General features: G+C 64.3%; 18 protein-coding genes and 1 pseudogene. 14 read left to right on the top strand and 5 right to left on the bottom strand.

The annotated features are described in order from the left end of the window. Positions 1-11: 11 nt before the first annotated feature. Genes A5784_RS19800 through A5784_RS19810 form a run of 3 tightly spaced genes read right to left on the bottom strand, consistent with a single transcriptional unit; the run spans position 12 to position 2,735 of the window. Positions 12-1,229, bottom strand: a complete 1,218-nt coding sequence (locus A5784_RS19800; RefSeq protein WP_064946601.1) for an NAD(P)/FAD-dependent oxidoreductase — start codon at positions 1,227-1,229, stop codon at positions 12-14. Continuing rightward, positions 1,229-1,564, bottom strand: a complete 336-nt coding sequence (locus A5784_RS19805) for a non-heme iron oxygenase ferredoxin subunit (protein ID WP_064946634.1) — start codon at positions 1,562-1,564, stop codon at positions 1,229-1,231. The genes A5784_RS19800 and A5784_RS19805 overlap by 1 nt, the downstream gene beginning before the upstream one ends. Then, on the bottom strand, positions 1,557-2,735 hold the full coding sequence (locus A5784_RS19810) for an aromatic ring-hydroxylating dioxygenase subunit alpha (RefSeq protein ID WP_064946635.1): 1,179 nt from the start codon (positions 2,733-2,735) through the stop codon (positions 1,557-1,559). Before A5784_RS19810 ends, A5784_RS19805 begins: the two co-directional genes overlap by 8 nt. Positions 2,736-3,021: 286 nt before the next feature. Here A5784_RS19810 and A5784_RS19815 point away from each other — a divergent pair, with 286 nt between their 5' ends. The 7 genes and pseudogenes from A5784_RS19815 to A5784_RS19845 all read left to right on the top strand — a co-directional run bounded on the left by A5784_RS19815 (position 3,022) and on the right by A5784_RS19845 (position 9,507). Next, positions 3,022-4,008, top strand: a complete 987-nt coding sequence (locus tag A5784_RS19815) for a zinc-binding dehydrogenase (RefSeq protein WP_064946636.1) — start codon at positions 3,022-3,024, stop codon at positions 4,006-4,008. 4 nt (positions 4,009-4,012) lie between these two features. After that, the gene (locus A5784_RS19820; RefSeq protein WP_064946602.1) at positions 4,013-4,963 is read left to right on the top strand and encodes a 3-carboxyethylcatechol 2,3-dioxygenase; all 951 of its coding nucleotides are present in this window, start codon (positions 4,013-4,015) and stop codon (positions 4,961-4,963) included. Further along, positions 4,960-5,772, top strand: coding sequence for a 2-keto-4-pentenoate hydratase (locus tag A5784_RS19825; protein ID WP_064946603.1), 813 nt, complete (start codon positions 4,960-4,962; stop codon positions 5,770-5,772). Before A5784_RS19820 ends, A5784_RS19825 begins: the two co-directional genes overlap by 4 nt. 50 nt (positions 5,773-5,822) lie before the next feature. Continuing rightward, positions 5,823-6,729: pseudogene (locus A5784_RS19830) on the top strand (acetaldehyde dehydrogenase (acetylating)). Further along, positions 6,726-7,754 carry a 4-hydroxy-2-oxovalerate aldolase gene (dmpG, locus tag A5784_RS19835; protein ID WP_064946604.1) on the top strand — a complete coding sequence of 343 codons (1,029 nt, stop codon included), beginning with the start codon at positions 6,726-6,728 and terminating at the stop codon, positions 7,752-7,754. The pseudogene A5784_RS19830 and the gene dmpG overlap by 4 nt, the downstream one beginning before the upstream one ends. Before the next feature lie 22 nt (positions 7,755-7,776). Then, positions 7,777-8,697: an alpha/beta hydrolase gene (locus A5784_RS19840; RefSeq protein ID WP_064946605.1), complete on the top strand. Its 921-nt coding sequence runs from the start codon at positions 7,777-7,779 to the stop codon at positions 8,695-8,697. Positions 8,698-8,751: 54 nt separating this feature from the next. Then, the gene (locus A5784_RS19845; protein WP_232006146.1) at positions 8,752-9,507 is read left to right on the top strand and encodes an SDR family NAD(P)-dependent oxidoreductase; all 756 of its coding nucleotides are present in this window, start codon (positions 8,752-8,754) and stop codon (positions 9,505-9,507) included. Between the two features lie 26 nt (positions 9,508-9,533). Here A5784_RS19845 and A5784_RS19850 read toward each other — a convergent pair. Continuing rightward, positions 9,534-10,672 (bottom strand): IS3 family transposase gene (locus A5784_RS19850; protein WP_156750662.1). Its coding sequence is split into 2 segments (ribosomal slippage): positions 9,534-10,402 and positions 10,402-10,672, totalling 1,140 coding nucleotides; the frame shifts between segments, so codons are not numbered across the junction. A 630-nt stretch (positions 10,673-11,302) separates the two neighbouring features. Between A5784_RS19850 and A5784_RS19860 the strand changes: the two genes are divergently transcribed. Further along, positions 11,303-13,888, top strand: coding sequence for a flavin-containing monooxygenase (locus A5784_RS19860; protein ID WP_064946608.1), 2,586 nt, complete (start codon positions 11,303-11,305; stop codon positions 13,886-13,888). A 115-nt stretch (positions 13,889-14,003) separates the two neighbouring features. Further along, positions 14,004-14,759, top strand: coding sequence for an SDR family NAD(P)-dependent oxidoreductase (locus A5784_RS19865; protein ID WP_064946609.1), 756 nt, complete (start codon positions 14,004-14,006; stop codon positions 14,757-14,759). On the opposite strand, the gene A5784_RS19870 is transcribed toward A5784_RS19865, so the two are convergent. Then, positions 14,756-17,074 carry an ATP-binding protein gene (locus tag A5784_RS19870; RefSeq protein ID WP_232006148.1) on the bottom strand — a complete coding sequence of 773 codons (2,319 nt, stop codon included), beginning with the start codon at positions 17,072-17,074 and terminating at the stop codon, positions 14,756-14,758. The two genes, A5784_RS19865 and A5784_RS19870, sit on opposite strands and share 4 nt — an antisense overlap. Before the next feature lie 98 nt (positions 17,075-17,172). On the opposite strand from A5784_RS19870, the gene A5784_RS19875 reads away from it, so the two are divergent. From A5784_RS19875 to A5784_RS19895, 5 genes are all read left to right on the top strand, one after another. Then, positions 17,173-18,975 carry an acyl-CoA dehydrogenase gene (locus A5784_RS19875; RefSeq protein WP_064946610.1) on the top strand — a complete coding sequence of 601 codons (1,803 nt, stop codon included), beginning with the start codon at positions 17,173-17,175 and terminating at the stop codon, positions 18,973-18,975. A gap of 32 nt (positions 18,976-19,007) precedes the next feature. Further along, positions 19,008-20,633 carry a fatty acid--CoA ligase gene (locus tag A5784_RS19880; RefSeq protein WP_156750667.1) on the top strand — a complete coding sequence of 542 codons (1,626 nt, stop codon included), beginning with the start codon at positions 19,008-19,010 and terminating at the stop codon, positions 20,631-20,633. A gap of 23 nt (positions 20,634-20,656) precedes the next feature. Further along, positions 20,657-21,580 carry an AraC family transcriptional regulator gene (locus A5784_RS19885; protein ID WP_064946638.1) on the top strand — a complete coding sequence of 308 codons (924 nt, stop codon included), beginning with the start codon at positions 20,657-20,659 and terminating at the stop codon, positions 21,578-21,580. Positions 21,581-21,730: 150 nt separating this feature from the next. Further along, on the top strand, positions 21,731-22,294 hold the full coding sequence (locus A5784_RS19890) for a flavin reductase family protein (RefSeq protein WP_064946612.1): 564 nt from the start codon (positions 21,731-21,733) through the stop codon (positions 22,292-22,294). Positions 22,295-22,313: 19 nt separating this feature from the next. Continuing rightward, a complete protein-coding gene (locus A5784_RS19895) occupies positions 22,314-23,897 on the top strand; it encodes a 4-hydroxyphenylacetate 3-hydroxylase family protein (protein WP_064946613.1) in 1,584 nt (527 codons plus the stop codon). Positions 23,898-23,989 lie beyond the last annotated feature (92 nt).

The following is a 23,989-nucleotide window of genomic DNA, read 5'->3' on the forward strand; positions in this document are numbered from 1 at the left end:
TCGTTTCGTCCTCAGCGCTTGAGCATCTTGCGCAGGTCGGCGGCGGGGTCAGCCAGCGCAGTCGGGTCGATCGACAAACCGCGATCGATCATGCGCCGGGCGGCACGTACGGAGGTGGAGTCGTCCACCCCGACCGCCCCCACCACGCGACCGTTGGTCAAGCCGAAAGAGGCCCACGGTGTCGTGGTGCACTCGCCGCGCCGTACGAAAAGTTCGGCGTCGCCCAGGCTTCCGACAGCTTCGACGTGACGACCGTAGCGGTCGGTCCAGAACCACGAGGCTGACGGCGCAGGTCCAGGTTGACCGAGGAGTGCGGCTGCGGCGCGCTGTCCGTCGACTTGGGCCGCCTCCCAATGTTCACTGCGGTGCCCTGGCACGCCGTCGACGCAGGTGCGGGCCACATCGCCCACGGCCAAGACGTGAGGATTGGAGGTGATGTTGCGGTCATCGACCAGGACTCCGCGCTCGACGGCCAGACCTGCGTCGCGGGCCAAGGCGGTGTCGGCGGTCATCCCGACCGCCAGCAGAACGGCATCGAAGGTCTGCGGGGGCTGGCCGGTGAGTACGGCGTCGATAGCGTCATCGGCTGCAGCACTGAATGATTCGACCGTGCCGGTCACGGCTTTCACGCGATGGTCGGCATGCATGCCATGGAGCCACGCGGCGACGTGTGGGCCCACAACGCCCGCCAACGGTGCTGCGATCGGATCGACCAGGGTGACCTGGCAGCCGAGTCCCGCTGCAGTGGAAGCGACTTCGGCGCCGATCAAGCCGGCCCCTACGATCAACAGGCGCGACCCGGGTGTCAGTGCGGAGCGGAGCCGGTCGGCGTCCTCGGCGGTGCGGAGCGTGTGAACGTGTGGGTCGTCGGCACCCGGAATCGGTGGTCGGGCAGCCTGCCCTCCCGTGGCCAGCACCACTGCGTCTGCTGCGATCACGGTTCCACCATCGAGTTCGACCGCGCCTTCGCCAGTGCGGATCGCGGCAACAGTGCTCTGGGTGATCAGCCGCACACATTGCTCGTCGAACCACGTAGGTGACTGCAACGCAACGTCTTTGAGTTCAACTTGGCCGGCGAGGTATTGCTTCGACAGGGGTGGGCGGTCGTAGGGAAATACCCCGGCATCGATCAGCGTAAGGTCACCGTCATAGCCGCCGGCCCGCAGCGCAGCGATGGTACTGACCCCGGCTACTCCGCCGCCGACTACCAGGACCCGGTTGGGAACCATCACGGTCGCTCATTCGGGAACAGGTACACAGCGCCTTCGCGGACTTCGACGCGGTGTGGGCGGGCATCTTTGGTGGCCGGAAGGCCGTCGACCGCGCCGGTCTTGAGGCAGAACTTGCTGGAATGCAGAGGGCATTCGACGTGCCCGTTCTCGACCCACCCTTCCGCCAGAGACGCATCGGCGTGGGTGCAGGTGTTGTCCAGCGCCCAGACACAGCCGTCGTCGTCCCGCAGCAGAGCGATGTCGTCGTCGGTGCCGGTGACGGTGCGTTCGATGACGATGCCTTCACCTTCGGGGACGTCGTCGAGTACGGCGACGCGGATTCCGTTAGTCATGGTGATCATTCCGTTCGTGCCAAGCCGGGGTGTTCATCTCATCGCGCCAGCGCGAGTAGAACGACCGCGCCGCGGCGTCGCTGTAGAGTTCGCTGGTGATGCCGGGAAAGCGCCCGTCGTGGCGCTCTGACCCCAGACCCATCTGATAGTTCAGTGGCACGGTGTTGGTGATGAAACCGTGCGAAATGGCCTGCACTTCGCTCCAGTTTTCGCCGTCGTCCTGCTCGAAGATGCCACTGGGACCGAATGTCCGTAGGTTGTAGAGCCGCTGCGCCTCGCGCACGTGTTCGGGCATCGACCTGTCCACGATGGTCCAGGCCCAAACCTCCATCCGGTCAGGTCCTTTCGGATGCCAGATCCGGATCGACCCGTTCACAGGAAGGTAGGAGAAGTTGGGAAACACGGTCGCATGCCCGGTCGTGACGGGACCCTCCACACGCGCATCACCAAGCCGTTCGCGCAGGGCTGCGTAATCCATCCACTCGTGCACGGTCTGCGAGTCGAACCGGTTCTTCGGATGATCCGGAAATCCATGGCCGTGCCCTTTCGGGTCGACGTACTGCCGTCCGGTGCGGTGCACCACCTCGTCCTTGGGCTTGCCGCTGGGTGAAAGCACCGTCAGCGCCGAGGCGTGACTCATGTTGACGTGATACCAGTCACTGGCGAATTGCTCAGCGGCCAGCTTCCAGTTGCCTTCCAACACCCATTTGTGCACTCCCCCAACAACAATGGTGCCTTCGTCGTCGTGGTCCAGCATGGCGTCCATGTACCACGCCATGTCACCCAGCGCTTCGCGCAAGGTGACAGCGTTGGCGTCCCAGTTGCCAAAGATCAGCCCGTGGTACGAGTCGACGTTGGGCACTTCGACCAGACCCCAGTCCGCAGCGTGGAAACCGTCCGGATATCCCTCTTTGTTGGGGATGCTGATCAGCTTGCCCTCAAGGTCATAGGCCCAGCCGTGGTAGGTGCAGGTAAAACTGCGGGTAGCGCCGTAGTCGGCGCGGCACACGCGGGCTCCACGGTGCCGGCATGAATTCAGATAGGCACGCACCTTACGGTTCTTGTCCATCGTGACGATCACGGGGTCTTCGCCCATATAGGTGGTGAAGAAGTCGCCCGGCTTGTGGAATTGGTCGGTGTGCGCCAGAAAGAGCCAATTGGTGGCGAAGATACGGCGCAGCTCTTGGCGGTAGATCTGCTCGTCGGTCCACACCGCGCGGTCCAGTAGCCCGCCGTCCGAGTCCACGAGCCCGGACACGTCGATATTGCGCGCCATCTGTGCGGGTCGGCGCAACGCAGTGCACGGCGGCGCCATGTGCCCTTCGGGTCCGGTACCCGGCTGCAGTGTCGAGGTCATGGGACCAGACAACCGCGTCCGGGACCGATCCTCCAGCTACCGTTTCGCACAGCGGCACAGCTGCTGGGTCCGCCCTCGTGAAGAGGCAAACATGGACGATGTGCTTGCCGCCATCGCTATTTCGCAACATCCCGACGATCCGCTTGCCGGGTTGGAACTTCGTGATATTCCCGTCCCTGAACCTCGGCCGGGGTGGGCGGTCGTGAAGGTCGCCGCGTCGTCGCTCAACATGCATGATCTGTGGACCTTGCGCGGTGTAGGTCACCCGGAGGAGCGTCTTCCGATGGTGCTGGGGTGCGACGTAGCCGGCTTTGACGAAGGCGGTCGGGCGGTGATCGTGCATCCGGTGCTCGCCGACCCCGACGCCGGCGGCGGCGACGAGACGCTCGATCCCAACCGGACCTTGCTGACCGAACGTGATCACGGTGGGTTCGCCGAGTACATCACGGTGCCGCGGCGAAACCTGGTCGCCATGCCATCCTGGCTGTCGTTCGATGAGGCGGCCTGTCTGCCGGTGGCCTGGACTACGGCGTACCGAATGCTGTTTACCCAGGCCAACATCAGAGCAGGCGACCGGGTGCTGGTACAGGGCATCGGCGGCGGTGTTGCTTCGGCGGCGATCAAACTCGCGGTTGCCGCAGGTGCGGTGGTCTATGCCACCAGCCAGAGCGAGACCAAGCGCACGGAGGCCCTCAGTTGGGGTGTGCGGGCCGCGATACCCAGCGGCCAGCGGCTGCCCGAACGCGTGGACATCACAATCGATACGGTCGGTGAAGCGACGTGGTCGCATTCACTCAAGGCGTTGCGCCCCGGCGGCACCCTCGTGATCGCCGGCGCGACCACCGGTACAAATCCGCCCGCGGATCTGGCGCGCATCTTCTACTCGCAGTTACGGGTGTTCGGTTCAACCGGCGCCACGCGTAGCGAGTTCGAAGCGCTCCTCCGCATGCTCGAGGCAACAGGCGTCCGTCCTGTCATCGACCGAACACTTCCACTTCGGGAGATACACAAGGGTTTTCAGCTGATGCTCGACGGAACAGTCACGGGCAAGGTTGTCATCCACCCGTCATCAGAAGAGGTGAACTAACCCCATGACCGCAGCTGTTGTCGGCCTGTCACATTCGCCGTTGATCGGCAAAAACGACCCCGCCCCAGACGTTCTGGCACGCGTTGGGCAGGCCGTCGCCGAGGCCAAGAATTTCATTGCGCACTACGCGCCCGACCTGGTGGTGCTCTATGCGCCGGATCACTACAACGGCTTCTTCTACAAGGAGATGCCACCATTTTGTCTTGGCACCGAATGCCATGCGGTGGGCGACTTCGGGTCTGCGGCCGGGCCGCTGTCGGTGGACACCGAAGCAGCCAAACATCTGGCTCGTGGCGTCCTCGATCGGGGTGTTGACCTGACCGTATCGGCCCGGATGACCGTGGATCACGGATTCTCGCAGCCGTTGGAGGTGCTCTTCGGCGGCATCGACCGAGTGCCGGTGGTGCCGATCTTCATCAATGGTGTGGCCACCCCGTTGTGCCCAGTGAGCCGCATCCGCGCACTGGGCAATGCAATTGGCGAATCCGCCGCTGAGCTGGGCCGCCGGGTGCTGTATATCGCATCCGGCGGTCTATCCCACGACCCGCCGGTGCCGGTGCTCGACGGAGCGCCGCCCCGGGTCGTTGATGCCCTCATCGAGGGCCACCCGCCCACACCCGAGCAGCGCAGCAAGGGAGAGTCGCGCGTGGTCGAGGCGGGCCGACAATACGCCGCTGGTTCCACCACCATGATTCCCATCAACCCGAGTTGGGACAACCGGCTGCTGGACCTACTTGAGCATGGGCCGCTCGAGGAATTCGACAATTGGACGGTGGAGGCCATGGCCGCCGAGGCCGGTGGGTCGGCCCACGAAGTCCGGTCCTGGATCGCCGCGTTCGCATCGTTGGCGGCCACCGGAGGCTACAGCATGGATTATCGCTTCTACGAGCCGATTCCGGCATGGATCGCCGGTTTTGCCGTCGCGACCGCCCAGCCCGTCAGAGGGTCCCGATGAGCAAGAGCCCCACCGCCTTGGCCGGTGTGATCGAGGCCGCTGACCTCTTGGCCGTGGCCGCAGACAGCGGCACCCCGACCGCGCCGGTTCGGGCACTGCTCGGCGACTCCGATATCGCCGCTGCATACGCGGTGCAGCAGGAACTGGTCAGGCGGCGGGTTGCTGCCGGCGCGGTGATCGTCGGCCGCAAGATCGGCCTGACCTCTCCTGCTGTGCAGCAGCAGCTCGGTGTTGATCAGCCCGATTTCGGCGTGTTGTTCGCCGACATGGATATGTCCGGTGCCGCGCTGGTGCCCTCAGAGCGGCTGCTGCAACCCAAAGCCGAGGCAGAGATCGCCTTCATCCTCAAGACCGACCTTGATGGCAATGACTTTGCGCCCGAACGAATTCGGGCCGCGGTCAGCTACGCTGCGCCGGCCATCGAAATCGTCGACAGTCGCATCGCCGATTGGGATCTGACCATCGCTGACACGGTCGCCGACAACGCATCCAGTGGCCTGTTCGTCCTCGGTCCCGGGCGGGTCACTCTCGACGACTTCGAACCCAAGGACGCCACCATGCGGATGTACGCCGACGACGAACTGGTCTCCGAAGGTACCGGCAGCGCCTGCCTCGGTGACCCGCTCAACGCCCTGACCTGGCTGGCCCTGACCGCTGCCGCATACGGAAATCCGTTACGCGCCGGGCAGATCGTCCTTTCCGGCGCATTGGGCCCGATGGCCGCAGCACCGCCCGGAACCCGCATCCGCGCCGATATCAGCGCCCTCGGCGAGGTGTCGACAGCGTTCTCACTCAAGGAGACACCGTGAACAAAACCAAAGTGGCCATCATCGGCTCGGGCAACATCGGCACCGACCTGATGATCAAGATCCTGCGAACCTCCGACACGCTCGAAGTTGCTGCCCTGGTCGGGATCGATCCCGAGTCCGACGGGCTGGCGCGCGCACAACGCCTCAACATTCCGGTCACCCACAAAGGCATTCAAGGGCTGCTTGCGATGGAGCATTTCGACGACATCGCCATCGTTATGGATGCCACCTCGGCGCGTGCCCATCTCGCCAATGCCGAGGCCCTAGCACCGCACGGTAAGAAGCTCATCGATCTCACGCCGGCCGCGATCGGCCCGTTCGTCATCCCGCCCGTCAACCTTGACCAATGCCTGCGGGAACGGAGCCGACAACGTCAATATGGTGACCTGCGGCGGCCAGGCCACCGTGCCGATGGTGGCAGCCGTCTCTGCGGTCACCCCGGTGCCTTATGCCGAGATCGTCGCCTCGATCGCGTCCAAATCCGCCGGGCCGGGCACCCGCGCCAACATCGACGAATTCACCGAAACCACAGCACATGCCATCGAGACAGTCGGCGGGGCCACGAAGGGCAAGGCGATCATCGTACTCAATCCTGCCGAACCGCCACTCATCATGCGCGACACCGTGTTCTGTCTGATCGGCGACGCCGACCACGACGCCATCCGGACCTCCATTCACGAGATGGCCGAACGCGTCGCTCGCTATGTCCCTGGTTACCGGCTCAAGCAGGACGTCCAGTTCACGCCGATCGAGCCCGACGAACCTGTGCACACGTTGGTGCCCAGCGATGCGCCACCAGTGACGACGCGGGTATCGGTGTTTCTTGAGGTGGAAGGCGCCGCGCACTACCTGCCCGCGTACGCCGGCAACCTCGACATCATGACCTCGGCCGCGATCCAGGTCGCAGAATCGATCGCCCGGCAAACGAACACCGCCCTGACGGAGGCCCGCCGATGACCCGCCAGCTGTACATCCAGGACGTCACGCTGCGCGACGGCATGCACGCCATCCGTCACCGGATCAGCCCCGCCGACGTGGGGCGGATCGCCGCCGCACTCGACGCGGCGGGCGTCGACGCGATCGAAGTTGCCCACGGTGACGGACTCGCCGGCGGCTCGGTCAACTACGGCCCCGGCAGCCACACCGACTGGGAGTGGATCGAAGCCGCAGCCGCCAACATCAGCCGCTCCGTACTCACGACCCTGCTCCTTCCGGGCATCGGTACCATCGCCGAACTACGCCGCGCCTTCGACCTGGGTGTGCGGTCCGTGCGCGTGGCCACCCACTGCACCGAAGCCGACATCTCCAGCCAGCACATCGCGACCGCACGCGAACTTGGGATGGACGTGTCGGGCTTTCTGATGATGAGCCACATGGCCTCGCCGGCACAGTTGGCCGAGCAGGCCAAGCTCATGGAAAGCTATGGTGCACAGTGCGTTTACGTCACCGATTCGGGTGGCCGCCTGACCATGAACGGCATGCGCGAACGTGTTCGTGCATACCGCGATGTCCTCGATCCCCAGACCCAGATCGGTATCCACGCGCACGAGAACCTGTCACTGTCAGTGGCCAACAGCGTCATCGCGGTCGAGGAAGGCGTCACCCGCGTCGACGCGTCACTAGCAGGTCAAGGCGCCGGCGCCGGCAACACCCCGATCGAAGCCTTCATCGCGGTTGCCGACCTGCAGCAATGGAAGCACCGTTGCGATCTGATGGCTCTCGAAGATGCCGCCGACGACCTGGTGCGCCCGCTGCGTGACCGCCCGGTCCAGGTCGACCGAGAAACCTTGACACTCGGTTACGCAGGTGTCTACTCATCGTTTCTCCGGCACGCCGAGAATGCCTCTCGCCAATACGGACTCGATGCCCGCACGCTGCTGCTCGAAGTTGGCCGCCGCGGTTTGGTCGGCGGGCAGGAAGACATGATCGTCGACATCGCCCTGGACATTCTCGCCAAGCAGAACGCCCCAGCAACCGTCTGAGATACCCGTCAAGGACTGACAAATGAACCAGCGACTCAATGTCGAGTTCGAATCCGACGGCACGACGTGCCGCGCCTGGCTCTACCTACCGAAACAACCGGTACCGGCCCCAGTCATCGTGATGGCCCACGGATTCGGCGGAATTCGGGAGATGCGCCTGGATGCGTTCGCTGACCAGTTCAGCCAGGCCGGCTACGCATGCTTGGTCTTCGACTATCGGCACTTCGGCGCCAGCGACGGGCAACCACGTCAATTGCTGGACATGAACCGTCAGCTCACCGACTGGGCCGCGGCGATCGCCCACGTACGCAGACGCCCGGACGTGGATGCATCCAGAATCGGGTTGTGGGGCAGCTCGTTCAGCGCCGGGCATGTCCTACGAACAGCCGCCCGCGTACCTGGCATCACCGCCGTCATCGCGCAGTGCCCATTCACCGACGGCACCGCGTCGGTACTCGCAATGGACCGGCTGCACGCCCTGAAAGTTGGACTCCGTGGCGTAATCGACACGGCCGCAGGGGTACTCGGGCGTACACCCCTGATGCTGCCCATCGTCGGAGCCCCCGGCTCGACGGCGATGATGACCGCTCCCGATGCCCAGCCGGCGATGGCGGCGATGGTGCCCGACGGTGTGTTGTGGCGCAACGAGGTCGCGGCACGAGTTGCTCTTCAGGTGCTGCGATACCGCCCTGGGCGCGATGCTGCCAACATTCGGTGCCCGCTGCTGCTCTGCGTGTGCAGCGGCGACAGCGTCGCACCGGCTGACGTGACGTTGGCCTACGGTCGGCGAGCTCCGCGCGGCGAGATCAAGACATACCCCTACGGCCACTTCGATATCTACAACGGTCCAGCGTTTCAACGCGTCATCGCCGATGAACTCGAATTCCTGCGTCGCCACCTGCCCATCGACTCCGTTTCGACGCATGTCGTCAAACAGCCATAGAAGCCTGCCGGTTGACCCCATCCCAACCGCACCCACCTCACTGCAGGAGACACGATGAAATACGACCTCACGAACCGCACCGTCGCGCTGACCGGCGCCGCCGGCAGCCTAGGCCAAGATCTGGCCAAAGCGCTCCGCACCCGCGGGGCGAGTGTCGCATTGCTCGACCTCAATGCCGACGCCGTGGGCGACCTCGCCGAGAGTCTCGGCGATGAAAACGTGGCCCGTGGCTGGAAAGCCGATGTCCGCGATCTAGACAACCTCACCGAGGTAATGGATGAAGTCGCAGCACATTTCGAAGGGCTGGACGTCGTCGTGGCCGCCGCAGGTACCGGCGGCCCGATAGGACCGATTGCAGGCATGGCGCCCGGCGACTGGGAACGCACGATCGATATCGACCTCAACGGCGTATGGCGCACATTCAAAGCCGCGCTTCCCCACGTCGCCTTCCAACGGGGCCATCTCCTCGCCGTGGCGTCGATGGCCAGCTTCGTACACTCACCGCTGCACTCTCCCTACAGCGCCAGCAAGGCCGGCGTGCTCGGGATGTGCAACTCGTTGCGCCCCGAACTGCGCCAATTCGGCGTGACGGTAGGAAGTGCGCATCCCAGCTTCTTCCGATCGCTCATGGTCGACGAGGTTCTCGACGACCCCGTAGCGCGCAACGTATGGAACGACTTCGGCGGACTGTTCAAGCTGGTGCCCCGTGAGACGGTGGTAGACGCCATCGTCGCAGGCATCGAGCGAAGGGCAGAACAAATCGTCGTCCCGAGACTGTCTACCCCCACCGCCAAGCTGTCGGGACTGTGAGGGGGACCCGTTTGGTGGTCCAGTCACTATGCGACTTGGGGTTGGTGGGTCGTGGTCCACTGTAGAGCGAACTCGGCTGGGGTGAGTTCGCCGTGGGCGGAGTGGGGTCTGTTCGCGTTGTAGTCGGCTCGCCAGTCCTCGATGATCACCCGGGCCTCCAGTAGCGAGTCGAAGCGCCATGAGTTGAGCAGTTCGTCGCGCAGTCGACCGTTGAACGATTCGATCCATGCGTTCTGCCATGGTGAGCCTGGATCGATGAAAAGTGAACCGGCACTGTTGAATCGGCACCAATCGGCCACGGCGTGTGCCACGAACTCAGGTCCGTTGTCGAAGCGTACGTAGCGCGGCGCTCCGTATGCGAGGGCCAGTCGATCCAACACGTCGACGACGCCGTCGGCGTCGATACTGCGATCAACCTCAATGGCGAGAGCTTCGCGGGTGAACTCGTCGATCACATTCAGCATCTTGATCGTGCGACCGTCGGCGGTGGTGTCGAACTGAAAGTCCATCGCCCAGATGACATTCGGACGGATAGGTGACATCGCGCCCACCGCGACACCGATCCCGGTCAACCGCTTCTTGCGGCGCCGCTGAGGGACCCTCAGGCCCTCCTCACGCCACAATCGGCGGATCCGCTTGTTGTTGACTGCCCAGCCCGCTCGACGGGCCATCTTGGCTGCTCGTCGCCATCCCCAGCGCGGCCGGTCGGTGGAGAACCGCCGCAGCCAGGCCCGCAACTCGGCCTCCTCGGCGGTGACCGGCGGCGGCAGCAGCCGCATCGTGGAACGGTGCAGACCAACGACCGTGCAGGCCCGGCGCTCAGACACCCCGAACCGCTCACGCAGCGCTGTGACGGCGCTGCGCTTACGGTTCGGGGTTAGAAGTTTCCCGCCGAAATCTCCTTCAGCATGTCGATATCCAGGGCCTGGTTGGCGACCAGCTTCTTGAGTCGGGCGTTCTCGGCTTCGAGTTCCTTGAGTCGTTTGGCCTCGTTGGCCTTCATACCGCCGTACTGGGCGAACCAGCGATGCCACGTCGATTCCGCGATCTCCAGATGCCGGCACACCTCGGCCAGTTCCTGGCCGGTCCCGAGGAGTTTGTTGCCCTCAGCCAGCTTGCGGATGATCTGATCCGGGGTGTGCCTCCGGCGCTTGTTCGATGCCATGTCGTCGTCGATTCTTCCCTGCCCGCGGACCGGGCAACAGAGTCCCACAACGACTGGACCACTACAGCGGGCTCACCTCAACTGTTCCGCCCATTGGTGGAGCGTTTCGTATTCCAGGATTCGCGGATTATGCAGGCGATCTCGCATTTCGCAACGAGCAGTTCGGACGATTCAGAGCTTTCTCCCGAAGAATCTCTAGCGGCATTGCACACGCGCGACCGCGGTGATACCCACGGAGCGTGACACGGTAACTGACGACGGCTTCTTGTCGCGTCCGCAAACCCGCGGTCCCAGTGTTCAACGACCGTAACCGTGACGAGGACGCCAGCTCCGGGGCGGCGCCGATAACACCCACATGTATCTGGCTAGATCCGTGCTCGATATCTCCGATACTGTTGCAGTACAGGCCTATTCGCCGGTGCAAGGTGGAGCGTAGATACCGGGTGGTGATCACGGTGCCGGCATTCGGCAGCCCCGTTGACTGTCCCTCTCCCAGTCTCTGCACCTGCACTCTGATGTGGCACATCCCGTCTGTGGCACGTACCGTCAGAAAGAACAGGTATAGGCACAGGTATGGGTACGGGTAGTACGCCGGATGTGTGACGGATCACTGTTCTTCACGATGAAGACATGGACACCACTGACGTCGACGTCGTAATCGTTGGAGCTGGATTCTCGGGTCTCTATGCGACCCACCGACTGCGCAATGGGTTGAAGCTCTCTGTGCAGGCGTTCGAAGCTGCACCCGGCGCCGGCGGGGTGTGGCACTGGAACACCTACCCCGGGGCGCGCTGCGATTTCGAGAGCATCTTCTACTCGTACTCGTTCGACGAGGATCTGCAGCGCGAGTGGCGCTGGACGGAGCGTTTCGCCTCTCAGCCCGAGATCAAGCGATACCTGGAACACGTCACCGACCGATTCGACCTCCGACGCAGTTACCGCTTCAACACCCGGGTTACCTCGGTGGTGTGGGACGAGGACGCCGAGCGGTGGCGCGTCGGCACCGACGACGGGGCCACCACGACCGCACGGTTCTTCCTCAACGGAGCGGGTGCATTCGGGGTGACGAAGCCCAACGACTTCCCCGGACAGAGCGACTTCGGCGGCACGGTGGTGCACACCAGCAGCTGGCCCAAACAGGGCATCGAGCTGGCTGGCAAACGCGTCGCCGTGATCGGCACGGGGTCTACGGGCATCCAGGTCATTCAGACCATCGTCAACGAGGTCGACCAACTGACGGTCTTCCAGCGGACCCCCAACTTCGCCTGCCCCCTGGGGAACACGCCGATGTCCGATGACGAATTCAACGCCACGGTGGCCGACTACCCGCGGATTCGCCAGGAGGCACTCAACAGCATCGCAGGCGCGGCGTATCCGCGCGCGGTGCTTCCAGCGGCGGCCCACACGCCAGAACAACAACGCGCGGTCTACGACCAGTTCTACAACGGCGGCGGTTTCCGCATGCTTGCCTCCACCTACTACGACCTGATCACCAATCCCGAAGCGAATCGGACGGTGGCCGACTACATCCGAAGCCGCATCCGTGAGCGTGTGACCGACCCCGAGGTCGCCGAACTGTTGTGCCCGACCGATCACCCCTACGGAGTCAAGCGGGCGACTTTCGAAACCAAGTACTTCGAGGCGTTCAACGAGCCCCACGTACGCCTCGTCGATGCGCGCACGTCACCGATCGTTCGCATCACGGAAAAGGGTATCGCCACCACCGAGCAGGAATACGAATTCGACGTCATCATTTTGGCCACCGGATTCGATGTGGGCGCGGGAGCCCTGAAGCGGATGGGCGTCATCGGCCGCGAAGGCAAGCAACTGACCGATCACTGGGCGCACGGCCAGCGGGCCTATATCGGCACCGCCACCCACGGGTTTCCGAACCTCTTTCACATCAACGGTCCGCAAGGTCCCGCTGCCTTATTCAACAATCCCATTGCCATCGAAGAGAGCGTCGACTTCATCGCAGCCGTGATCACGACGATGCAGGAGCGCGGGTACCGAACGGCGGAAGTGACCGACGAGGCCGAGACGCGCTACAACGAGCTGGTCTGTGAAGTCGCCGATGTGACACTGTTTCCCACCGCGACCACGTGGTACATGGGCGACAACATCCCGGGCAAAGCGCGAACCCCGTTGTCGCTGTTCACCGGCGCCCCGATGTTTCGCGCGATCGTCGCCGAGGTCGCGGCACACGATTTCAGCGGATTCGCCTTCGATGGGCACGAAAGGCCGGTTTCGACACTGGTCAGTCTCGACGGCAGCGAAGTCTTCCTGCTCGCGGGAATGATGAATATGGGCATGAAACCCCTCGAGCAGTGTTCCCTGGAGGAAGCCCGTTTCAGCCTGGAGTCCTTCAAGGCCTTGCAGCTTCCGCTGCCGAGCGGCATCTCCGTTACCGAGGTTTCCTATCCCACGGAGGAGGGGCAGCGCCCGGTGCGGCTGTATCGGCCCGAAGGTAGCACCGGCCCGCTGCCCGTCATCGTGTTCGTTCACGGTGGTGGTTGGATCGGCGGAAGCCTCAACGCGTTCGACGAGCCGTGCGCGGTCCTGGCTGAACGCGTCGGCGCGGTCGTGGTGTCACCGGACTACCGGCTGGCACCCGAACATCCTTTTCCCGCAGCGCCAAATGACGTCCTCGCCGCGCTGCGGTGGGCGGGTGAGCATGCACGCGAGTTCGGCGGAGACCCCGACCGTATTGCAATCGGCGGCGAGAGCGCGGGGGCGAACCTTGCCGCGGTGACCGCACTACGCGCCAGAGACGAAGGCGGCCCCGAGCTGCGGGCCCAGATTCTGGTGACGCCACCGGTAGACCCGTTGGCCGACAACGACTCTCGCAAGCAGTTCGCTGAGGGACCGATGATCTCGGCCGAGGTCGGGGAACGCATGTGGACCATGTATCTGGGTGACCCCGCCAACGCCACGTCGCCGTGGGCGGCGCCGATCCGGGCCGAGGACCTGTCGGGGTTGCCGCCGACACTGATCGTGACCATGGAGATCGACCCGACCCGGGACGAAGCCGAGGACTACGCGGCTGCGTTGCTGGCCGCCGGGGTACCGACGCAATGCCGACGCCTCCCACGCCTGTTCCACACCACGTTGTCCGTGTCGGGGGCGGTTCCGCGGGCCGCGGAGATTCACGACGCGATGGCGGAATTCCTTGTCCCGCTGCTGGCTAGGCAAGCCGAGGCCAGCGTCGTCGGCTGAGTCGTGATGGTGGCCGGGACGGTGCAGTGACCGGCCACCACCGACGAAATACCCACGATCACAGCCTGATTCATCCTGTCCACACTTGACACGAACAGAAAGAAGATGCGCAGACATGAGCAGTTCCCTCCACGGCAAGCGCGCGCTGATAACCGGCGGACACCGCGGGATCGGTCGCGCGATCGCCGAGGCCTTCACTGAGGCCGGTGCGGTCGTCGCGATCGCTGATATCGAGTGCGCCGAGGCCGCGGCAAACGAGATCGGCCGTGGCGCGATCGGTGTCGCATGCGACGTGAGCTCAGCCGACAGTGTCGCCGCGGCAGTGCAGGCGACGACGGCGTCCCTCGGCGGACTCGACGTGCTCGTGAACAACGCCGGCGTGGAGACACTCGCCCCGCTGCACGAGACCACCGAGGCGGACTTCGACCGCTTGGTGTCGATCAACGTGCGCGGGCCTTGGCTTGTCTACAAGCATGCCGTGCCGGCGTTGATCGATGGCGGCGGTGCCATCATCAACATCGCCTCGATCAGCGGCGTGGTGGCCTTTCCCCTACTGGGCATCTACTCGGCGACCAAGGCGGCGTTGATCAGGCTCACCGAGGCTATGGCGCTGGAGCTGCGTGACAACGGGGTGCGTGCCAACGCCATCTGTCCAGGCTTCGTCAACACCGAGATGGTGGCACGCACCAATGAGGTCTTCGCGGACATCACCGGTATGCCGTTCGAGCAGATGGTGACCCAAGGTCAGGGCGGCATGGCCGCACCGGCCGACATTGCCGGCCTGGCAACCTATTTGGCCTCAGACACCGCATCCTTCGTCAATGGCACGGCCACCGTGGTCGACGGAGGCATGAACCTGCGGCGTGTTTAGCGCGGCGACGGGTGCCGGGCCATCCAGGCCGCCACTTGGGCGCGGGACGCGAAGCCCAGCTTGGCAAGGATGCGCTCGACGTGCCCGTCGGCTGTGCGCTTGGAGATGACAAGGCGCTCGGCGATCTCACGGTTGGACAGCCCCACCTCGACCAACGCTGCGACTTCGAATTCCCGTTTCGTCAGCGGTTCGCTGGGTAGGCGCGCTGACCTGTGCACTCCGTCGAGGACTCCGAGCACGAAATCGATCGCCTCGTCGACTTCCATCGGCCTGGCTGAACGTGACATGTCCGCCGGCGCAGGCTCGGTCGGCGTGGGAGTGTGCGCGGCAGCAAAACCGGACAACTGGGGCCCGAAGGCATCGATGGAGGTTCCCATTGCCTGCCACAGTTCCTTGGCCGTGCGCAACAGCACCCGGGAACGACCAAATTGACTGCGGTCGTTGGCAATCCACCCGAGCAGATCGGTGGCCAGCGCGACCGCAATGCCATCACCGAAAGTACGTCGCAGCTCCAACACTCGGCGCGCGGAGCGCTCCGCCTCGTCATGGTGGCCCAACGACCAATGTGCCAGCGCCGCCGCCCATTCGGCATATGCGTGCGCCGAACGTTCACCGTACTGCTCGCAAAGCGTCGCGGCGTCACGGGCTTCGGCGAGGGCTCGGTCGGTCGCGCCGTCCGTGACCAAAGCGCTGGCAAGCATGTATCGCGCCGTCAGTTCCATTTCGCGATCGCCACGGGCGGCGTGATCCTGCACCGCTTGGCCAAAGCCGCGTACTGCAGCGGTCGTGTCGCCGGTGAACAAAGCCCGCAGCGCCGTCCACTGGCGCACGTGCGCGGCGAACACTTCGTCACCGGACTCCACGGCGTACAGCTTCAGCTCGTTCAACCAGGGAACCGCGGATTCCTGGTCACCCTGCAGCAAGGCGATCCAGGTGACGACCCACAGACAGTGCGCCCGCGCGGCTGATGGTGACGTTTCGGCCTCGAGCATGGATTCGATGCGCATCCTGCCTTCTGCGAGGCGTCCGTTCGTCAACCAGTGATAACGCAGCCGGCCCAGCAGTTCGAGCGCGGCCTGTCCTTCTGACGGAGTCGTAGCGCTCCAATGCAGGGCGGCCACATAGCTGGGGTGATCAAGGCTCAGCTGCCGAATCAAGTTGTCTTGGTTGGGTCCACACCACTGCGTCAACATTTCGGCAGCGCGACGCAGCATCACGTCGCGGTGGCGGCGGTGCAACTGCTCCGTCTCTCCGGCCTGGTCCGCCAACTCAGCAGCGACCTCTCGGACGGCGGCCGGCAGGTGGTAACGCATGGTCCCCGCACCGCGGTCGGTGAGCACGATAGACTGGGCGACGAGCCGGTCGATCGCGTCGAACACGTCCTCCGCGCGCAGCTCGCCGAAAGCACAGATCTGTTCGGTGAGTTCGAGGTCGAAGGTCGCTGGAAACACCGCCAGGCGGCGCCACAGCACCTGCGCGTTGCCATGACACAGGTCGTAGCTCCACTCCACCATCGCCCGCAGTGATCGGTGGCGTGACACTGCGTTGACGTCGGAGGCGGTCAGTGAGGTCAACCGTTTCCGGAACCGCTCGACAACCTGCTCCACTGTGAGGGACCTCAGTTTGGCCGCCGCCAGCTCGATGGCCAGTGGCGATCCCTCCAGCAACCGGCACAGCTCGATCACGGCGTCGGCGTTGACGCCCGTGACGTCGAAGTCCGGATCCACGGCGGCGGTGCGTTCGATGAGCAAGCTCACCGATCCGTCGGCGACCAGCTGGTCGGCAGGCGTACCCGGTTCGGGCACGCTCAGCGGAAGGACCGGGCGCAGCACTTCACCCACCACGCCCAAGTGCTCCCGGCTGGTGGTGATGATGCGTAGGTTCGGGGCGGCACGCAGCAGTACGGGCACGGTGAGGCGCACGGCGTCGATGACGTGCTCACAGTTGTCGAGTACCAACAGGACTCGGCGCTCGGGGAGGAACGACAGCAGCTTGTCCCGTGGCCGTGTCGCCGACTGATCGCTGATCCCCAGGGCGCTGACGATCGCGGCCTCGACGTCGTTGGCGCCTGCTCCGACGCTCAGATCGGTCAGCCGGACCAGCCAGGCGCCGTCGGGGAACTTCCCCACCACACGATGTGCCACTTCCAGAGCGAGCCGGGTCTTGCCGACACCGCCGGGCCCGGTGAAGGTGATCAACCGCGACTGGGTCAGCATCCGTTGGGCTGCTTCCAGATCATGGCGGCGGGCCACGAGTCGATTCAACGGCGGACCTACCCGCTCGCCTCCTCGTCGCTGGCTCCGCGCTGAGCTCATACCGAGATCGTAGGTTGCGTCGGCCTACCTGGACACCACCGTTCCGTTGCACGGCACGAAGACTCGCCCGTCTCGTCTTCGGTCGGTGCAATGAAGCCATGAAGTCGACGCTGATGTCTCGCCGTGATCTGGACTTCCTGTTGTTCGAGTGGCTGCGGGTCGATGAGTTGCTGAAGCGGCCACGATTCGCCCATCACACCACTGAGACGTTCGCCGACGTGCTGACCCTCTGCGAGGAATTGGCCGAGCGCCATTTCGCGCCGCATTACAAGCGCAGCGACGCCGAGGAACCCACCCTGCGCGACGGCACTGTCACGGTCCTGCCCGAAATCAAGGACGCGTTGCGTGCGTTCGCCGACACCGAACTGCTCGCCATGACCTTGGACGAACAGTACGGCGGAGCCCAAGTGCCCGTGGTCGTGTCCACGGCGGCATTCACCTGGTTGAATGCGGCCAACTTCAGTACGAGCAGCTATCCCCTGCTGACGTTGGCCAATTGCAACCTGCTCGTTGAGTTCGGAACCGAAGACCAGATCGCGGCTTTCGTGCCGCCCATGCTCGCCGGCCGATTCACCGGCACCATGTGCCTGTCCGAACCGCAGGCGGGCTCGTCGTTGAGCGACATCACCACCCGAGCCGTCCCGCAGGACGACGGCACCTACCGACTCTTCGGATCCAAGATGTGGATCTCGGGCGGTGACCACGACGCCAGCGAGAACATCGTGCACCTCGTGCTGGCCAAACTGCCGAGATCGCCACGTGGCACCAAGGGCATATCACTGTTCATCGTGCCGAAGTTCCTCGTCGCCGAAGACGGATCGCTCGGCGAGCGCAATGACGTGGTGCCGGCGGGCCTCAATCACAAAATGGGACAACGCGGACTGGCCAACCTGGCATTGAACTTCGGTGAAGGTGCCTTCGAGCCCGGCGGCGCCACGGGGGCTGTCGGTTATCTCGTCGGACAGCCGCACCACGGGTTGGCCTACATGTTCCACATGATGAACGAAGCTCGGCTGATGACCGGTTCCGGCGCCACCGCGCTGGGCTACACCGGGTACCTCAAGTCCCTCGACTACGCTCGGATGAGGCCGCAAGGCCGCCCGCTCTCTGCGAAAGAACCCGATACGGCGCCGGTGCCGATCATCGAGCACCCCGACGTCAAACGCATGCTCCTGGCCCAGAAATCCTATGTCGAGGGTGCGCTCGCGCTGGTGTTGTACTGCGCGCGGCTGACCGACATCGCTGCAGGCGCCGAGACTCCTGAGGAGCGCGGGGACGCCACCGAGCTACTCGACCTGCTCACCCCGATCACCAAGAGTTGGCCGGCGCAGTGGTGTGTCCAGGCCAGCGATCTGGCCATCCAGATCCACGGCGGCTACGGCTATACGCGCGAGTACGACGTCGAGCAGCTCTATCGCGACAACAGGATCAACCCGATCCATGAGGGCACACACGGCATCCAGAGCCTGGATCTGCTCGGCCGCAAAGTGCGCCAACATGGAGGTGCGGGCTTGAGACTGCTGGAGCAAGAGGTCACCACAACTATCACCCGGGCCACCGCGTTCGGTGGTGAGCCGGCGCAGTTGGCCGCGCAGCTGCAGGCGTCGTGGCAGGCGTTGCGCGATGTCACCACAGTGCTGCTCAGCTGCGGTGACCCGACCGTGGCGTTGGCCAACAGCGCGCTCTATCTCGAGGCGTTCGGCCACATCGTGGTGGCATGGCTGTGGCTTGACCAGGTGCTTGCCGCCCACGGCCGGGAAGACGATTTCTACGTTGGCAAACGGTATGCGGCCCGCTACTTCTACCGGTACGAGTTGCCAAAGACCAAGGCACAGCTGGAATTACTGCGCACACTCGATCTGACGACCGTGGAAGCAACCTTCGACGGCTGGGAGGCCTAGGTGACGAGAGGGATTCACCCGTGAAGAGCACGATGCAGGACTACTCCCTGACCATCGGTGCCATCGCCCGGCACGGAACCACCGTTCACACCCGGCGCCAAGTGAGAACCCGTCAGCCCGGCGGGACCATGCGTGTCGTGACGTTCGGCCAAACAGCCCAGCGCACAGCGCAATTGGCCAACGCACTGCACGCGGCGGGGGCTGGTACCGACACCGTGGTGGCCACCTTCATGTGGAACAACCAGGAGCACGTCGAGGCTTACTGCGCCGTGCCCGCGATGGGCGCGGTGCTGCACACACTCAATATCCGGCTCGCCGCTGAGCAGCTCGTCTACATCGCCAACCACGCCGGTGACGAGATCGCCATCGTGGATGCCAGCCTCGCCGAACAGTTTTCAGAGATCGCACCGCACGTGGCCACCTTGCACACCATCATCGTGACCGGCGATGCCGACCTGAGCTCTCTGGTACGGACGGGTAAACGCGTCCTTCGCTACGACGACATTCTCGACGGGCAGCCCGCCACATACGACTGGCCGGACATCGACGAACACAGCGCCGCAGCCATGTGCTACACGTCCGGGACGACCGGCAACCCCAAAGGCGTTGTCTACAGCCATCGGTCGACTTATCTACACACCATGGCGATCTGCGCCAAGGGCGCACTCGAAGTCGGGCCCGACGACGCCGTGTTGCCCATCGTGCCGATGTTTCACGCCAACGCATGGGGCCTCATCTACGCCGCACTGATGGCCGGCGCCGACCTGGTCCTACCCGACCGCTTCCTGCAAGCCGAACCACTCGTCGAACTCATCGAACGCGAACGTCCGACGATCGCCGGCGCAGTGCCCACGGTCTGGAACGACATCGTGCAGTACCTCGAGGAGCGTCCCGACGCCGACATCTCGTCGTTGCGACTGGTCGGATGCGGCGGATCAGCGGTGCCCGTGCACCTTATGCGCACCCTGCACGACAAGTACGGGATCTACCTGGTCCAGGCGTGGGGAATGACCGAAACATCGCCGTTGGCAACGATATCCAAGCCGACACCGATCTTGGCGGACAGTGAATACTGGCAGCGCCGCGCATCTCAAGGCCGGCCGGCGTGCGGCGTGGAGTTACGGATCGTCGACTACGACGGGACCCTCGTTGACCACGACGGAGAAGCCGTCGGGGAGGTGCAGATACGGGGCCCGTGGATCACGGGCAGGTACTACAACTTGGAGGCTGATGACTCCTTCGACGCCGGCTGGCTCAGCACCGGAGACGTCGGCTCCATCGATGCCGACGGGTACGTCACCCTCACCGACCGCGCCAAGGACGTCATCAAGTCGGGTGGCGAATGGATCTCCTCGGTGCAGCTCGAGCTGGCTATCGCTTCGCACCCAGGCGTTTTCGAGGCAGCGGTCATCGCCGTGCCCGACGATAGGTGGCAAGAACGCCCCCTCGCAGCGGTCGTGCTCGGCCGCACCACAGAGGTGCCTATCGCCGAACTGCGAGATTTCCTGCGTGACAAGGTCGCGCGTTGGTGGATCCCGGAGCGGTGGGCGTTCGTCGACCAGCTTCCTCGCACATCCACGGGCAAGTACGACAAGAAGCGTCTACGCGAGTGGCACCGGCAAGGGCGGTTGACTCCGGTCGATCTCACCGATTGTTGAGCACGATTCCGGAAGGAGCCGTCGTGGCCGCTCCTGTCGCCCCAGGGAGCACGGACTGGGATGAGGTCTCTGATGCCGTGGCAAACGCCTATTTCCCGCACGAGTTGCATCCGCTCGGGCACGCGAGAGCAGGCCAGGCGCGTGCCGATGGGGTCGATCTGGGGCCGATCAGGATCGCCCATATCAGCTGGGGCGCAGCCGTTTCCGTCGTCACAACCCATCCGGGCGCCTACGCCGTCAACATCCCGGTGTCCGGTCATCTGGAGTCGGTCATCGGTCAGGACGAATTCATCGCTACACCCGAGCGCGCAACGATCTTTCCTCCTGATACCCCCGCACGCATTCGGCGCTGGAGTGAATCATGCGGCATCATCGGGGTCCGCTTCGATCGCGACTACCTGCATCGGGAAATTCACCGCGTGCTTGCCGAACCCGTCAACTGGCCGCCCCATCACCTCGACCTCGCCGACGGCGCCGGCGCGGCCTGGGTACAACTGGTGCGGTGCTTGTCGGGCGACATGGCATCAGAACAACATCCCCTCGTCCATGAACAGCTGTGCGCTGCAATCACAACCGCATTCGTGCTCGCCGCGATGCCCGAGAGCGGCACTCAGGCATCGGCACTGCGGCCGCGAATCGTCAAACGCGTTGTGGACCAGATGCGCGAGGACCCGGCCCGCGCCTGGACTGCCGGCGACATGGCCCAGGTCGCGGGAGTCAGTGTTCGCCGCCTGCAGGAAGGGTTTCGCTCCTACCTCGGCGTCACGCCTCGCGAGCTGTTGGCCGACATCCGCCTCGCCCGGGTGCGCGAGGAGCTGCTGCACGGAACCGAGGGTGCCACCGTGACAGGGGCTGCCATGCGGTGGGGCTTCACCCACACCGGCCGCTTCGCCGCCGCGTACCGCCGCAAGTATGGCGAGTCGCCATCTCAAACCCTGCACGCCTGACAGACGTGGCCTTCCCAAGGCGAGGACCCGCCACCGGTGTGACCCGGATCGCAAGTCGTCGCGCTTTGTGGACCGTGTCCGCGCTTTGCGGATCGACGCGGCCGCTGACCCCAAATAGTTTGTCCCACAACGATCTCAGCGAGGAGGATCATGGGCGAGCAGCACGATTTGAGGAGCGTCTTTGGCCAATTCGCCAGCGGCGTCACCGTCATCACGTGCCGTAACGGCGACGGCGCACCGCACGGCGCCACGGTCAACGCCTTCACCGCAGTGTCATTGGAACCGCGTCTGTGTCAGGTGACGATGACCAGGCGATCCAAGGCCTGCACGTACCTCAGTGGAGCGCCCTTCGCGGTCAACGTCCTGGCCAGCGATCAAATCGACACGGCAATGCACTTCGCCGGCCGGCCCTGCGTGCGTGACCCCGCATGGGCCGAAGGCCCGACCGGTCCGATCTTGACGGGTACGTCGGCCACACTGTCCTGCCGCCCATGGGCCGAGTACGACGGCGGCGATCACGTCATCTTCATCGGCGAAATAGTCGACGCCGTCGCTCACAACAAACCGCCACTCATCTTCTACCGCAGCACCTTTCACAGCCTCGGTGCGCCATCGGCTCAAGCGACATGGGCAGGCAGCGCCGATGACCCCGAAATCGGTTGGTTCGACGCTGCGACGTCCTTCACTCCCCTACATCTCCCTCACACCGTCTAACGCGAAGGAACACCCGACCATGACCACCACCACCCAGGGCACCGACACCACACGCACCGAAAGTAGTGCCGTCAACTACGCCACCCGCCCCATGACCGGCGACGAGTACATCGAATCGCTGCGCGACGACCGCGAAATCTACCTGCATGGTGAACGCGTCTCCGACGTCACCACCCACCCCGCTTTCCGCAACCCGATCCGCATGACGGCACGGCTCTACGATTCGTTGCACGGCGGCGAGCACGTCGACGAGGTGACCAGCCCGACCGACACCGGCAATGGCGGTGTCACAATGCCGTTCTTCAAAGCTCCCCACTGCGCCGAGGACTTGCTCAAAGAGCGCGACGCGATCGCCCGCTGGGCGCGCATGACCTACGGATGGATGGGCCGCAGCCCTGACTACAAAGCGTCTTTCCTTGGCACCCTGCACGCCAACAAGGAGTTGTACGCGCCGTTCCAGGACAACGCCGAACGCTGGTACCGGGAGTCGCAGGAGAAGGTCCTGTACTGGAATCACGCCATCATCAACCCTCCGGTGGACCGCCAGCTGCCTCCCGACGAGGTCGGTGACGTGTACATGAAGGTCGAGAAGGAGACCGACGCCGGCCTCATCGTCTCGGGCGCCAAGGTAGTCGCCACGGGTTCGGCCATCACCAACTACAACTTCATCGCCCATTACGGCCTGCCCATCAAGAAGAAGCAGTTCGCCCTCATCTGCACGGTGCCGATGAACGCGCCAGGAGTGAAGTTGATCTGCCGGTCCTCGTTCACCCAGCAGGCCGCGGTCATGGGCACCCCGTTCGACTATCCCCTGTCGAGCCGCATGGACGAGAACGACACCATCTTCATCTTCGACAAGGTCCTGGTGCCGTGGGAAAACGTGTTCATGTACGGCGACGTCGACAAGATCAATGCCTTCTTCCCGCAGTCAGGCTTCCTTCCCCGCTTCACCTTCCAGGGCTGTACGCGACTGGCCGTAAAGCTCGACTTCATCGCGGGGCTCTTGATGAAAGCGCTCGAGGCAACCGGCGCCGGTGGATTCCGCGGAGTGCAAACCCGGGTCGGCGAAGTGATCGGCTGGCGCAACCTGTTCTGGGCGTTGAGTGAATCAATGGCGCGCGACCCTGAGCCGTGGGTGGGTGACACAGTCATTCCCAAGCTCGAATACGGCCTGACCTACCGGATGTTCATGATCCAGGGGTACCCGCGCGTCAAGGAGATCATCGAGCAAGACGTCGCGTCGGGCCTGATCTACCTGCCCTCCAGCGCAGCCGATTTCCAATCACCGGAGGTACGCCCGTACCTCGACAAGTACGTCCGCGGATCCGACGGCATGTCCGCGGTCGAGCGCGTGAAAATCATGAAGGCGCTGTGGGATTCGGTCGGTACCGAGTTCGGCGGCCGCCATGAGTTGTACGAACGCAACTACTCCGGCAACCACGAGAACGTGAAAGCCGAGTTGCTGTTCGCTGCCCAAGGTCGCGGTGACGCCACGGCGATGAAAGGTCTTGCCGAGCAGTTCCTTTCCGAATACGACCTGGATGGCTGGACGGTGCCAGACCTCATCGGCAACGACGACGTGTCCTACTTCGGCTACCGCTGAGCCCACAAGTCCTTCGTTTCGAGTTCATGTCGCTCATCGGCACCGCCAGCGCCCGGCCCGCGCGGTGTCCTGACGCCGGGCGGTACATCATG

It is taken from the genome of Mycobacterium sp. 852013-50091_SCH5140682 (assembly GCF_001665685.1).
Lineage (GTDB): Bacteria > Actinomycetota > Actinomycetes > Mycobacteriales > Mycobacteriaceae > Mycobacterium.

Excerpts from the sequence above, each read along its gene's own strand:
- A5784_RS19875 (WP_064946610.1), top strand. The coding sequence starts at position 17,173 with ATGAAGTCGACGCTGATGTCTCGCCGTGATCTGGACTTCCTGTTGTTC.
- A5784_RS19895 (WP_064946613.1), top strand. The coding sequence starts at position 22,314 with ATGACCACCACCACCCAGGGCACCGACACCACACGCACCGAAAGTAGT.
- A5784_RS19805 (WP_064946634.1), bottom strand. The coding sequence starts at position 1,564 with ATGACTAACGGAATCCGCGTCGCCGTACTCGACGACGTCCCCGAAGGT.
- A5784_RS19860 (WP_064946608.1), top strand. The coding sequence starts at position 11,303 with ATGGACACCACTGACGTCGACGTCGTAATCGTTGGAGCTGGATTCTCG.
- A5784_RS19845 (WP_232006146.1), top strand. The coding sequence starts at position 8,752 with ATGAAATACGACCTCACGAACCGCACCGTCGCGCTGACCGGCGCCGCC.
- A5784_RS19890 (WP_064946612.1), top strand. The coding sequence starts at position 21,731 with ATGGGCGAGCAGCACGATTTGAGGAGCGTCTTTGGCCAATTCGCCAGC.
- dmpG (WP_064946604.1), top strand. The coding sequence starts at position 6,726 with ATGACCCGCCAGCTGTACATCCAGGACGTCACGCTGCGCGACGGCATG.
- A5784_RS19865 (WP_064946609.1), top strand. The coding sequence starts at position 14,004 with ATGAGCAGTTCCCTCCACGGCAAGCGCGCGCTGATAACCGGCGGACAC.
- A5784_RS19870 (WP_232006148.1), bottom strand. The coding sequence starts at position 17,074 with ATGAGCTCAGCGCGGAGCCAGCGACGAGGAGGCGAGCGGGTAGGTCCG.
- A5784_RS19840 (WP_064946605.1), top strand. The coding sequence starts at position 7,777 with ATGAACCAGCGACTCAATGTCGAGTTCGAATCCGACGGCACGACGTGC.
- A5784_RS19820 (WP_064946602.1), top strand. The coding sequence starts at position 4,013 with ATGACCGCAGCTGTTGTCGGCCTGTCACATTCGCCGTTGATCGGCAAA.
- A5784_RS19800 (WP_064946601.1), bottom strand. The coding sequence starts at position 1,229 with ATGGTTCCCAACCGGGTCCTGGTAGTCGGCGGCGGAGTAGCCGGGGTC.
- A5784_RS19825 (WP_064946603.1), top strand. The coding sequence starts at position 4,960 with ATGAGCAAGAGCCCCACCGCCTTGGCCGGTGTGATCGAGGCCGCTGAC.
- A5784_RS19880 (WP_156750667.1), top strand. The coding sequence starts at position 19,008 with ATGCAGGACTACTCCCTGACCATCGGTGCCATCGCCCGGCACGGAACC.